This is a genomic window from Arcicella aquatica (assembly GCF_034928825.1).
Lineage (GTDB): Bacteria > Bacteroidota > Bacteroidia > Cytophagales > Spirosomataceae > Arcicella > Arcicella aquatica.
In genome coordinates this window covers 285,909-298,020 of the sequence record NZ_JAYFUL010000002.1, presented here as the reverse complement: position 1 = coordinate 298,020, position 12,112 = coordinate 285,909, and the positions used below count along the sequence as shown (strand labels likewise).

General features: G+C 36.0%; 11 protein-coding genes. 2 read left to right on the top strand and 9 right to left on the bottom strand.

The genetic code is table 11. The features are described 5' to 3' along the window. Positions 1-193 precede the first annotated feature (193 nt). The 3 genes from rpsJ to VB264_RS03200 form a co-directional block, all read right to left on the bottom strand. Positions 194-499, bottom strand: a complete 306-nt coding sequence (rpsJ, locus tag VB264_RS03210; protein ID WP_184135098.1) for a 30S ribosomal protein S10 — start codon at positions 497-499, stop codon at positions 194-196. A 121-nt stretch (positions 500-620) separates the two neighbouring features. Further along, the gene (locus VB264_RS03205; RefSeq protein ID WP_323246695.1) at positions 621-1,124 is read right to left on the bottom strand and encodes an SgcJ/EcaC family oxidoreductase; all 504 of its coding nucleotides are present in this window, start codon (positions 1,122-1,124) and stop codon (positions 621-623) included. An 87-nt stretch (positions 1,125-1,211) separates the two neighbouring features. Beyond that, the gene (locus VB264_RS03200) at positions 1,212-2,045 is read right to left on the bottom strand and encodes a helix-turn-helix domain-containing protein (RefSeq protein WP_323246693.1); all 834 of its coding nucleotides are present in this window, start codon (positions 2,043-2,045) and stop codon (positions 1,212-1,214) included. Positions 2,046-2,273: 228 nt separating this feature from the next. Here VB264_RS03200 and VB264_RS03195 point away from each other — a divergent pair, with 228 nt between their 5' ends. Beyond that, entirely contained in the window at positions 2,274-2,981 is a 708-nt protein-coding gene (locus tag VB264_RS03195; RefSeq protein WP_323246691.1) for a hypothetical protein, read from the top strand. Positions 2,982-3,010: 29 nt separating this feature from the next. Here VB264_RS03195 and VB264_RS03190 read toward each other — a convergent pair whose 3' ends face one another. Next, on the bottom strand, positions 3,011-3,721 hold the full coding sequence (locus VB264_RS03190; protein WP_323246689.1) for a pseudouridine synthase: 711 nt from the start codon (positions 3,719-3,721) through the stop codon (positions 3,011-3,013). A 141-nt stretch (positions 3,722-3,862) separates the two neighbouring features. On the opposite strand from VB264_RS03190, the gene VB264_RS03185 reads away from it, so the two are divergent. After that, entirely contained in the window at positions 3,863-5,128 is a 1,266-nt protein-coding gene (locus tag VB264_RS03185) for an aminotransferase class V-fold PLP-dependent enzyme (RefSeq protein ID WP_323246687.1), read from the top strand. A gap of 382 nt (positions 5,129-5,510) precedes the next feature. On the opposite strand, the gene VB264_RS03180 is transcribed toward VB264_RS03185, so the two are convergent. The 5 genes from VB264_RS03180 to VB264_RS03160 all read right to left on the bottom strand — a co-directional run bounded on the left by VB264_RS03180 (position 5,511) and on the right by VB264_RS03160 (position 12,020). Further along, complete coding sequence (locus VB264_RS03180) at positions 5,511-5,759, bottom strand: acyl carrier protein (protein ID WP_309920974.1); 249 nt, start codon at positions 5,757-5,759, stop codon at positions 5,511-5,513. A 95-nt stretch (positions 5,760-5,854) separates the two neighbouring features. Then, entirely contained in the window at positions 5,855-8,917 is a 3,063-nt protein-coding gene (locus VB264_RS03175; protein WP_323246685.1) for an efflux RND transporter permease subunit, read from the bottom strand. 31 nt (positions 8,918-8,948) lie between these two features. Beyond that, positions 8,949-9,998 (bottom strand): efflux RND transporter periplasmic adaptor subunit, encoded by a 1,050-nt coding sequence (locus tag VB264_RS03170; RefSeq protein WP_323246683.1) that lies wholly within the window; start codon positions 9,996-9,998, stop codon positions 8,949-8,951. A gap of 31 nt (positions 9,999-10,029) precedes the next feature. Continuing rightward, positions 10,030-10,593, bottom strand: a complete 564-nt coding sequence (locus tag VB264_RS03165; protein WP_323246681.1) for a glutathione peroxidase — start codon at positions 10,591-10,593, stop codon at positions 10,030-10,032. Between the two features lie 17 nt (positions 10,594-10,610). Next, complete coding sequence (locus VB264_RS03160; RefSeq protein WP_323246680.1) at positions 10,611-12,020, bottom strand: TolC family protein; 1,410 nt, start codon at positions 12,018-12,020, stop codon at positions 10,611-10,613. Between the last annotated feature and the right edge of the window lie 92 nt (positions 12,021-12,112).

The following is a 12,112-nucleotide window of genomic DNA, read 5'->3' as shown; positions in this document are numbered from 1 at the left end:
CAAATCAAATAAAATTGTATTTTTCAAATAAATCATCCCAGATGAAAGCAAAAATCCACCCAGAACATGAGTGGATTTTATCGTAAAGTAATATCGAAAAACAATTTTCAAGGGAAGCCTATTTAGTCTTAACTAAAAAATCCCTTTTAACAATGTTAGAAGGGATTTTTTGTATGTATCTAAGCAAGGAAAACTACACCTTGATTTCAACATCAACGCCTGAAGGCAATTCTAATTTCATTAACGCATCAACTGTTTTTGGAGAAGATGAGAAAATGTCAATTAGACGCTTGTAAGTACATAATTGGAATTGTTCACGAGCTTTTTTGTTAACGTGTGGAGAACGCAAAACTGTGAATTTTTCAATTTTTGTAGGCAAAGGAATTGGTCCTGAAACCACTGCACCTGTAGCTTTAACCGCTTTCACGATTTTCTCAGCCGATTTGTCCACTAAAGTGTGGTCAAATGACTTCAATTTAATTCTGATTTTTTGATTCATCGAATTGGTACGTTTAAATGATTTGATTCCCTTGACGAAAGTACCATTAGCTTCATTTTCGGGACTGCAAAATTAGTGAATTTATTAATACTCAGAACGATAAGCCTAAAAATATTTTGAATTATTCTTTAGGCATTTTATTTACGGGATTACTTTGTTGTGCCGATTCGTTAATTACTAAATTTTCAGTGGAGGTTAAAAGCCATTTTCCCGTTTTATTCACAAAAACCATCAAAGCCAAGTTTTCGGCTTCGTTATAGTGATTACCATTGGGTGTAGTATAAGCTCCAATGTGCCAATATAAATGCACAACGGCTACATCATTCGTAATGAATCTGGTATGAACGCTCGTTTTTGATAAAGGAGTGTTTTGAAACATTACTTTGTGAAAAACTTGATGTGCATATTGTACTTCTTTTCTGTTTTTCCACCACATTCCTACCACATTTACCCAATCAGCATCTTCTGTAGCGTAATCTTTCATATCATTATAATTGTGATTATTCCAGCTATTTATGACGGCATCAACTTGCTTTTCGATAGCTATCTTATCTTGAGAATGATCTTGAGCAAAGCCAAAATAGGGGCTTGCTAGTAAAAGAAAGGAGAGGAGTAAAGATTTCATAATCATATTTTTTTATTGTTATGATTACAAAATTAGGCTGTTAGTTCGCCCAAGAATAGTACAAATACGACATCTTTGGAGAGCGTATCAATCCTCATAAAAGTGATTTCCGAGATAATATGGAGAGTTTTTGAATTCTGCTTCGATAACAGAAGGAGAGATTCCACAAAAAGCTTTGAAGTCTCTAATCAAGTGCATTTGGTCAAAATAACCACATTCATAAGCAATCGTCGTCCATTTTGTGTCAGGAAATTTTTCTTTAATAGTCCAAGCCTTTGCAAAACGTGTCATTCTTGTGAAAAATTTGGGTTGAAGTCCCAAACGTTGTAAAAACAAACGCTCTAATTGGCGGTTACTTACACAAGCTTGCGAGGCGATGGTGTCGATATTTACTAAGCCTCCACTTTTGTTTATCAAAGGTAAGACAGCGTCTAATGGGAGTTTTGGTTTTAATACTTTTAGCTTACTCAAAAGGAAGTTTTGGATAATTTCGAGCGACTTTTCTAAAGAAGCCGTTTCTTGTAATTGTTCAATTATGAACTTGATATTTTTATCTAAAAAATAAGTACTTTCTAATGATTCATCCATAATCATTTCGGTCATGGGTATGCCCAATAAACGATATAATCCGCCTGGCTGAAAACCTACTTTAATTGTAAAATTCCGATGAGGCATTTTCAATTTTATCCTATTTACTTGTGGACCTACCAGAATACTTTGTGGAAGAATTACTTTTTTATTGGTTGTCAAGTACTCACTTTCGGGTACTTCAAAAGGATAAAAATAAAGGCATTGTTCAGCCAAAGGAGGGAACGAAATAGTAGGTGGTTTTTCACTTAGAGGAATGTCTAATTGAAAAACCATGATGTTATTTACAAACTCTCGTAGAGCTGGATATGGCTGAAAAACTTTGTAAAACATCCCTTTATGTTGAAAGAATAAACATATAAAGTATCACGTCGATACGATAAAAGTGTTTGTCAAACGATGAATATTAAAGCGTAACAGTTCAATAAGTGTTTTAAATTTAATGTTTCTTATTGTATTGATTATCATAAAGATAGTTGTTTTTTTGAAAAAAATAAAGAAATATTTTCCAACTATTCCAACTATACTGGGGTCATTGAGGAAACAAACTTTACAAAAATCATGAAAAAAATCATTTTAAGTGTATTCGCAGCCTCACTACTATTCTCATGTTCGATGGATAGTACTCCTTACATTCCGACGTACACCATTGGCGAAAATTTTAATACTTCAATAGAGGGATGGAAAGGAGATTTTGCAGATTATCCAGTAGGTTCTGAAAATTTCTATGAGTTGAAATTTGCTCAGGCTAAGTTGCCAATGCCATTAGATACCACCAAAAAAGCACTTAGAATTTCGGGTAATAATCATAGCGATGATTTGTTTATGTATATCACCAGAAAATATTCTGGCTTGAAAGCAAATCAGAAATATTCAATAAATTTTGAAGTAGAGTTTGCTTCTAATGCTCCTTCAAATGCCATGGGTGTGGGTGGCGCACCGGGTGAAAGCGTTTATTTTGGTTTAGGTTTTACCTCAATCGAGCCTAAAAAGGTGATAGATAGTACATCAAATCACTACAAAATGAATATTAAAAAAATACAACAAGCTACTAGCGGAGACGACATGAAAGTATATGGTAACATTGCCAATGGTACCGAGAAAAGTGAGTATAAATTAATCAGAAAATCAGGCGTATTCACTGGTAAAACGGATGCAAAAGGAGATATTTGGTTGATTATTGGTACTGATTCTGGTTTTGAAGCAACTACTACCTTGTATTATACAGGTTTAAGAGCAACAGTTCAAGAAGTACAAGGAGGTATCTAGTTTAGCGAAGGACTTTTGAGGCATCAGCATTAAAGTCCTTCGGTATTCATACCAATGGCAGCAAGTATTCGAGTAAACTCTTCGTTCATCGGAGCAATGATTCGAATACTTTCTTGCGTAAATGGATGAGTGAACACTAATTCTTGAGCATGTAAAAGCATGGTATGTAAATCGAATTTTTCTTCAAACATCTTATTGTGCTTACATTCCCCATACGTTTTATCGCCTATCAAATAATGCCTTAATTGAGCAAAATGCCTACGAATTTGGTGCATTCTACCTGTTTCTGGGGAAATTTCAGCTAAAGAATATCGTGAAGTTGGATAGCGACTTACTTCAATCTGAAGTTCTACTTGTTGCAAACACCTAAAATGAGTAATGGCATCTTGAAATCCCCCTTTCTCACGTTCCAAAGGTCTATCAGTCATACCCGTTTCGGGTAAATAACCCCTTACTAAGGCTAAATATTTCTTTTGGATTGTATGGGCTTCAAATTGCTTTTTTACCTCTTTATCTGCCTCTGCTGAAAGGGCGAATAATAATACACCTGAGGTTTTACGGTCTAAACGATGGCATGGACTTACCCAACAATTCAATTGGTCGCGTAATAGTTGCAGTGCAAAAACACTTTCATCGGCAGCAATGGATGAACGATGTACTAGTAAATTATGTGGTTTGTTAATGGCAACAAAATGTTCGTCTTGGAAAAGTATAGGAAGTGGTGGAAATTCTTGAGACATTCAGCGTGAGATTACATCAAATATTGACGCAATTTACGATGCTTTTTACCGAATTTAGTAAATTCCATTTTTTAAGTCTTATTTATTCTGTAATTTCAAGGAAAGCAAAACTATTTAATACTTCTTCTCCAAACTGTACCCATGCTTTCCAAACGTCAATTCCTAAAAACATTTACAAGTATTTCGGCCATTTCGATGCTGGATATTGAAAGCCTGCTGGCTAAAACCATTGATATTCCTGCCCAGCAATTAGCCGAAGACGAAGCCTTTTGGCTAAACATCCGACAAGCCTATAACTTTACCCATGATTTTATTCATCTTGAAAATGGCTATTATTCTCTAGCTTCCAACGAAGTATTAGAAAGTTATATTCAACACATTCGAGATGTAAACAAGGTGTCATCCTATTATATGCGTACTCGCCAGTTTGATGATAAATTGGTTTCCCGAAAACAATTAGCAGACTTGCTCGGCTGTTCGTATGAAGAACTGATTATTACACGGAATACTACTGAGTCACTAGATACTATCATTGCAGGCATCAATTGGAAAGAAGGTGATGAAGCCATTATGGCCGAACAAGATTATGGGGCGATGTTGGATATGTTCAAACTACAAGCACGCAGATATGGCATGGTGAATAAAATGGTGTCAGTACCCAATCATCCAAAATCAGACGAAGAAATTGTGGAGGTGTATGAAAAAGCTATTACGCCCAAAACTCGTTTGTTGATGATTTGCCACTTAATAAATATTACAGGGCAGATTTTACCTGTTAAGAAAATTGTAGAAATGGCACACCGTCATGGGGTAGAAGTAATGGTAGATGGCGCTCATGCTTTTGGTCATTTAGATTTTAAGATTGCAGACCTTGGCGGTTGCGACTATTATGGTAGTAGTTTGCATAAATGGCTAGGAAATCCGCTAGGGGCAGGGATTCTGTATGTTAGGAAAGATAAAATCAAACAAATTTGGCAATTGTATGGAGATATGGGTTTTGCCGATGACGATATTCGCAAACTGAACCATACAGGAACCGTACCCGTTGCTACAGACTTAGCCATTCAGGATGCCATTAAATTTCATCAGAAAATTGGTATTCAACGAAAGGAAGCTCGGTTAAGATTCCTTCAAAAATATTGGACAGATAAAGTTCGAGACAATCCGAATATTGTGCTTAATACTCCTCAAGAAAATACCCGTAGTTGTGCTATTGCCAATGTGGGCGTAAAAGGGAAAACGCCTCCTGAATTATCAAAGCTTCTTTTTGATAAATACAAAATCTTCACGGTGGCAATTGCTAATCAGAAAGCTAATGTGATGGGCGTAAGAGTAACCCCACATTTATATATTACTACCCAAGAGTTAGATGCTTTTGTAAAAGCATTGAATGAAATAGCTGGATAAATGTTTTTCATCAACATGAGTCATCCCGAATTTTTCCTAAAATTGTGCGTTTTGGGGACAATTTGAGAGGTTTTCTAATTAATTATTGTCTAGTCCTTACTTTTCTTTCCTTGATGAAAGAAAAGTAACCGCGCGGCGGACCGCAAAAGAAAATCAAGAATTCCTAATCGCATCGGCGAACCGACTCGCTCCGCTCAAACAGTAGGAATTCGGTGTCTCTCAATCATAAAAAAGCGGTCGAAAAACTAATTTAGACCGCTTTTTTATGATTTTAAAATTCGGGATGAATCATGTTTGATGAAAATTGAATGATTTTGGTCAAGGTTAAATTTATATTAAACTTTTCCAAAAAGCAATGTAGCCATGCTTAATGCTTTACTGCTTAAGCTTCTACACGAACAAGATTCGCTTCCATTACTTCAGATAACTGCTTTATCGTCTGAATTTTATCCACCTCATTATCAGGCAAAACAATTCCATAAGTATTTTCTAAATAGACAATCAATTCAAGGAACTCTAACGAGTTCATCCCCAAATCTGCATAAAAACGTTTCTGTGGCGCAATTAATCGCGGATTAATATAGAAATTCCGTGATAAAAATTGAATAAGTTTACTCGTGTTGAATTTCATTGATTTAAAATTTTAATTTAATAGATAAAATTCTCTCTGTTAAAAACGCTCAATGATATTCAAATAGTATTTCCCTTAGGGCTTGCAAAAACTTATTAAGCCAGCGTGGTTTTTTGACTAATACGTGGCGGAAGTAATTTATACATTACTGGTGTAACTAAACGAGCCAACAATGTAGAACTTGTGATACCACCAATTAGTACAATTGCCAAAGGCGAATACAAATCAGAATATTCAATGATCAATGGAATTAATCCTCCGATAGCAGTGAATGATGTTAATAAGATGGGTACAAAACGAATTTCACCTGCTTGGTGAATAGCTTCGTCTAGCTCCATTCCGTCTTCTCTGAGTTGATTCGTGAAATCTACTAATAAGAGCGAGTTTTTAATTTCTATACCAATTAAAGCTATAAAACCAATTACGGCCGTAAATGATAAATTTTCTCCTGCAATTAACAGCCCAGCAATGGCTCCAACAATTCCCAGAGGAATTACAGAAAGTACAATGAGCGTCGATTTAAAATTCCTAAATTCTAAGATAAGAATTGCAATCATCCCAAAGACAGTTATCAGGATAATTACCCCTATGCCTCCGAAAGATTTTTCTGCATTTTCTGCTTCACCCGATACGGTATAGTAAAAACCTTCTGGAAATTTGAATTTATTTAATTTCTGAATTAATTCCTGATTCACTTTAGCAGTATTATAACCCGACTTCAAAAAGGTAGAAATGGTTACATAGCGGTCTTTATTATAATGTTTTATCTGGTTGGGCGAAGTTTCAAATTTCACTTCAATCAATTGCTTGATAGGAATAGCTGTTCCTAAGGCATTATTCACATACAGATTATCAAATACCTCAAAATTCTGTTTGGTATCAGTTCTTGGAATCGAAACATTGATGTTATAGTCATCGATTTGTCCTTCTTCACGATAAGTACCTACATTCAAGCCCGCAATGCCCAAACGCACTGTACGGTCTATTTCTGAAATGTTTACGCCCAACAAACCAGCTTTTTCTTTGTTAATATGTACCCTTAGGTCGGTTGGTTGAACTCTTAGCGGATTGTCAGTATAAATAGAGCCCTCTTGAGCTGCTAAAATCTTTTCAATTTGTCCCGCAATGATTCTTAAGCTATCTAAATTATTCCCAAAAACTCTGTAAGCAATCGGTGCTTCCAAAGGTGGGCCTTGTTCAAAATCTTTTACTTCAATTTTAGCATTGGGATAATTAGCCAACTGAGTTCTCAATCTATCTATTATCTGCTTTTTCTCCTTTGTTTCAACATCTTGTAAAAGAACAAAAAGCTGTCCAAAATTTTCAGATTCTGCTCCGCCGATTACATTATAGTAAATTCTAGGGTTTCCTCTACCAATATTGGCCGCTATGTTTTTAATTTCTGGCTCTTTTTTTAGTTCATTTTCTACAAAACGCACTACTTCGTTGGTTGCTTTTAGGTTGGTTCCAACAGGCGTTGTTACGTTAACCAAAAACATGGGCTTTTCGGAAGTAGGGAAAAGCGAGAAGCCTAAAAAGAATTTGGCAATCATCATCACGCTTACAAAGATGCCTAAAGCACCTGCTAAAGTGATTTTGGGATGTTGCAAGCACCAATCCATCAGTTTACCATAAGTAGCAGAAATCAAACGTTTCATGCCTCTTAAAATGAAATTACCATCAGCATTTTCATGATTTTTTAAGATAACACTTGATAAAAATGGTACGATAGTTAGGGCCACAACCATAGAAGCCAATACCGTAACACTTACAGCCATAGGCAAGCTGCGAATAAATTTTCCAGCGGCTTCTGGTAAGTTAGCTACAGGTAAAAACGCAAAGATTAACAACACTGTACAACCTACTACGGCCAAGCTAATTTGTTTGGTGGCATCAATCGCTGCTTGTTTTTTAGGAATCCCCATCCGCATAAATCGTTCGATATTTTCGACGACCACGATAGAGTCATCCACCAAAATACCCAACGCTACAATCATCCCAACAATAGAAAGTTGGTTGATGGTAAAACCTAAGGCATATAAAAGTGCTAAACCAATGGCCAATGAAAGCGGAATAGAAATCATTACTACTAAACTAGCCCTAGAACCCAAAGGCAAAAGTGTAATCAATACCAAGAGAATAGCGATACCAAAATCTTTGGCGAAACGCATCAATCGTTTATCAACAGATTCTGCCTGATCGAATACCTTTACCAAGTCAACTGATTTGGGTAAAGTCTTTCTAAACGCTTCGATTTTTGGGTCAGTCTGTGCTCGTACTTTAATAATGTTTTGCCCAAACTTCTGGCAGGCAGTTACAAACACACTTCTGTGTCCATTCAATCGTGTTTTATGAGTTTCGTCTTCGTAGGCATATTTTACTTCGGCAATGTCTTTCAAATAAACAATTTTAGAGCCGTTGGTGAACACAATAACATTTTTGATTTCCTCAATATCTTTAAAATTTCCAGAGGTTTTTACATTGAATTTTTTGTTTGAAAGATTCAAAGAACCACCCGGAATATTTACGTTTTCAGACTGAATCGCTCCTAATACTCTGTTGACAGGAATTTTGTCTTGTGCCAATTTCGCCTGATTCAACTCTACCGATATCTTTCGCTGAGGAAAGCCCCAACTTTTAATGTTTTTTAGAGAACGATTTTTCTCTAACGTTTTTTCCAAATCGTCGGCATACTTTTCTAATTGAGAGTAGGGAAGGTTTTCAGACACTAAGGCAAATTGATAAATATTTACACCATCTGGCTGATACCGTTCTATGCGTACATCTAACACATCGCTAGGTAACTCTTTTCTAACGGCGTTCATTTCACGCACTATCTCTTGGTATTTTTCTTCTGGGTCTGATTCAAAAGCGTATTCTACCTGAAAAATAGCTACACCATCATAAATACTGGTTCTAACTCTTTCGATATTATCTAATTCGTTGATACGCTTTTCTACTACATCGGCGACTAATTGCTCAACATCTTTGGGGGAAGCTCCTGGATAAATAACCGTGACACCAAACTGAGGAGAAGAAAATTCAGGGTCTTCTCCACGAGGCATATTCAATAAGGAGTAAATTCCTATTGAAAGAATACCCAAAAACACGACCAGCGTGAATTGGTAATTTTTAACTGAGAATTCAGAGATTTTCATAATAATTTTATTTGAGTGTGAAACTCTCTTTTTATTGAATGATTTTAACCTTGCTTCCTTCTACTAAATACGCAGACCCGCCAGTGATTACTTGTGTGATAGGTATAGATGGAGGCTGGATAAATACTTTATCACTATTGATAGAAAGTATTTTAATTGCCACTTTGTGTGCTTTTCCGTTTTCAACTGTATACACAAAAGCATCATTTCCATTACCTTCAATAACGGCATCAATGGGCACAAAGGTATTTTGATGGATAGCATTTGGCGTAATGATGGCATTACCGAATAGCCCCGTAGCTATTTTTTTACCTTGCGTATTTAACTTTAATTCTGCCTGATATAACCCTGAGCTTTGGTCTGCTCCTTGTGATAGATTAGAGACAGTAGCCGTAAATGGAGTATCCGCAAAAGCATCTAATTGAATAGTAGCTTTATCCCCTAAATGAAGGCGTGTCCAGTCTTTATCAGCAACACCCACTTTCAGGACCCAGTCGTTAGCACTGGTTGCATTCATAAAAAATACAGGAGTGCCTGGACCAGCTAATTCGCCTTCATTCATGAGCTTTTTTACAATAACACCTGTTGAAGTAGCATAGATTTTAGAAAATCCCTGATTGTAATTCGCAATTTCAAAGGTTTGTTTGGCTACGCTCAAAGCCGTGGTTAGGTTTTGAACTTGTTCAAGGGTAGCGACAGAATCTTTATAAAGGTTTGTCACTCTTCTTAAATCACGTTCGGCTTTTTGTACACTTTCAGAAGCCTGTTGTACTTGGGCATTGATTTCAGTAAGGTTTAACGAGGCTAATAGTTGTCCTTTCGAAACATTTTGACCTTCCTTTACATAAATTTTGGCGATGATTCCTCCTGTTTTGAACGATAAACGAGCCTCTTGCAACGAAGCTATTAATCCAGAGGCTTTGATGACTTCATTTGAATTACCTTGGACAACCTCCGCCAATTTTACAGCGATTACATCTTCGTCTGCCAAAGATTTTTTTTCTGCTGCTTTTTTGCCACAACTTACCAGTATCGAAAACAGTAAGAAAAAGCCAATAGAATAAGTGATAATTTTTTTCATATCCTTTGAATATTTATTCTGAAAAATTGATTTAGCATGCTAATGCTTTTTTGAAAGAAGGATTTTCGGGCTTAATGGCAGAGCCGAAAAAATGGGTTAATTCCCCTTTTTCGTTGATTAGGTATTTACAGAAATTCCAGCTTGGTTCTATATTGTTCCAGCCATTTTTGTTTTCATCTGAAAGCCACTGATAAATAGGATGTTTGTCTTTGCCAGAAACACTTACCTTTTCGGTAATCGTGAATGAAACGCCATAGTTTACTTGGCAGAATTCTTCAATCTGAGAGGCACTGCCAGATTCCTGTGCTAGAAAATTATTGGCGGGCATACCGATAACAACTACTTTATCTCCAAATTTTTCATGAAATTTTTGCCAGTCTTCATATTGTGGCGTGTATCCACATTTAGAAGCCGTGTTGATAATCAATACTTTTTTGCCTTTAAAATCAGCAAAGTTGATTGTTGTTTTACCTGTCAGGTTCTTGATTGTTAAATCATAAAATGACTTCTTGCCAGCTTTTGCCGTTTTTGGGCGAGCGATGATATTATTTTTTTCAGTAACGTTTCTGAAAATGCTTTTTATCGTGTTAAACATGATTTCTTAGTAGGGGGTTATTTGATTTCGTAACTAGCTTTGGCTCTTTCTAGGTCAGTCCATTTTAGCCAAACATCATAAAGAGAAATAGACTGTTGTAATTGTGCTGTGGTGATTTGTGTTTGTGCATCAAGCAATTCTATAAAGCTTAGGTTGCCTTCTTTGTATCTGCGAAGCATATCGCGGTAATATCTTTCAGCAGTTGATATTTGCGAAGCCTTAGATTCAAATACCTTTTTAGAGGAACTCAATGAATTTTGTGCCATTTCGGTCTGGAGAGCCAATTGGTTTTTTACCTGTTGTGCTTGTGTATCTAAAGCTGCCAAATCCATTTCCGACTGTTTTACTTTTAACTGATTTCTACCAAATGAATAGACAGGTAAGTCGAACGAAACACCAACCAATACAAAGGCATTTGGACTAAAGAAGTTTTTATCAGCACTAGCTATTTGTGCAAAACGTCCTTGTGAACCTACATCTAAGGAAGCTCCCACTTTTAGTTTTTTGTAAGATTGACTCAACCCTACCAACTGTTTGTTGATATTGATTCCTGCCTGAATCTTATCTAATTCCTCTCGATGTCCATCTTCAAGGTTCAAGTCAAGTAGAGATGTATTGAGGTTTTCAATTTGAATGTTGGCATTAAAATCCTTATTCAATAAAAAATTAAAATAAGCAGCCGCATTTAATTGATTGCCTTTGGCATTGCTAATTTCAGCATCAATTTTAGCGATTTCATTACGGGTACGTACCAGAACGGTTGGATTAGCCGAACCATTTTTAATCAAGCTTTCATTTACCCGTTCGCTTTCTTGAAGAATTTTCAACGCATTTTCATACACCTTAACGGCTTCGGTAGCTTTTAAATAATTAAAATAGGCTGCTTTGATGTCGCGTACTAATTCACGTTTATATACCTGAATTTCGGTTTGCTGTACCGTTATTTGCTCTTGTTTGATAGCTTGATTATACCTAATCTCAGCATTCAAAATGGGCATAGTGGTTTTGAAACGCAAATCGTAAAAATCTTTAGGGACTAGTTGCTCAGAGGAATTAGAGATTTGTGGAAACTTATTTGAATTGGTCAGTGCATTTAAGGTTGTGTAAACAGGGTTTACTAAATCACCTACTGGAATTTCGATTTTACGTCCGCCTTGTGCTGCCGAAACAGTAGTGTTGAAACTAACATTAGGTTTAAAGAGTGCCTTCGCTTCCTCAAGGGCATATACAGCTTTTTGTAAAGAGAATTGTTGCTGTTTGATAATCTGGCTATTTTTTAAACCTTCTTGTACATATTGGTTTAAAATATCAGATTGAGCCTTCGCATCTATCAAGAAGCTAATACTTACAAGCAATAGTAAAACCACTTTATTATTGGCAAGCTTGATTGCTATAAAAGGGTTTGCGTAAATTTTTAGGGTTTTCATAAACGTTATTTAAAATATAAACAGTGTTTAGTTGTTAAGCAAAATAAAAAGCACTTAATCTGAAATGATGGAATAGTGCTTTTTAGATGAAT

What these genes read in the sequence shown, in the direction of transcription:
- rpsJ (WP_184135098.1), bottom strand. Translation starts at nt 499, where the DNA reads ATGAATCAAAAAATCAGAATTAAATTGAAGTCATTTGACCACACTTTA.
- VB264_RS03205 (WP_323246695.1), bottom strand. Translation starts at nt 1,124, where the DNA reads ATGAAATCTTTACTCCTCTCCTTTCTTTTACTAGCAAGCCCCTATTTT.
- VB264_RS03200 (WP_323246693.1), bottom strand. Translation starts at nt 2,045, where the DNA reads ATGTTTTACAAAGTTTTTCAGCCATATCCAGCTCTACGAGAGTTTGTA.
- VB264_RS03195 (WP_323246691.1), top strand. Translation starts at nt 2,274, where the DNA reads ATGAAAAAAATCATTTTAAGTGTATTCGCAGCCTCACTACTATTCTCA.
- VB264_RS03190 (WP_323246689.1), bottom strand. Translation starts at nt 3,721, where the DNA reads ATGTCTCAAGAATTTCCACCACTTCCTATACTTTTCCAAGACGAACAT.
- VB264_RS03185 (WP_323246687.1), top strand. Translation starts at nt 3,863, where the DNA reads ATGCTTTCCAAACGTCAATTCCTAAAAACATTTACAAGTATTTCGGCC.
- VB264_RS03180 (WP_309920974.1), bottom strand. Translation starts at nt 5,759, where the DNA reads ATGAAATTCAACACGAGTAAACTTATTCAATTTTTATCACGGAATTTC.
- VB264_RS03175 (WP_323246685.1), bottom strand. Translation starts at nt 8,917, where the DNA reads ATGAAAATCTCTGAATTCTCAGTTAAAAATTACCAATTCACGCTGGTC.
- VB264_RS03170 (WP_323246683.1), bottom strand. Translation starts at nt 9,998, where the DNA reads ATGAAAAAAATTATCACTTATTCTATTGGCTTTTTCTTACTGTTTTCG.
- VB264_RS03165 (WP_323246681.1), bottom strand. Translation starts at nt 10,593, where the DNA reads ATGTTTAACACGATAAAAAGCATTTTCAGAAACGTTACTGAAAAAAAT.
- VB264_RS03160 (WP_323246680.1), bottom strand. Translation starts at nt 12,020, where the DNA reads ATGAAAACCCTAAAAATTTACGCAAACCCTTTTATAGCAATCAAGCTT.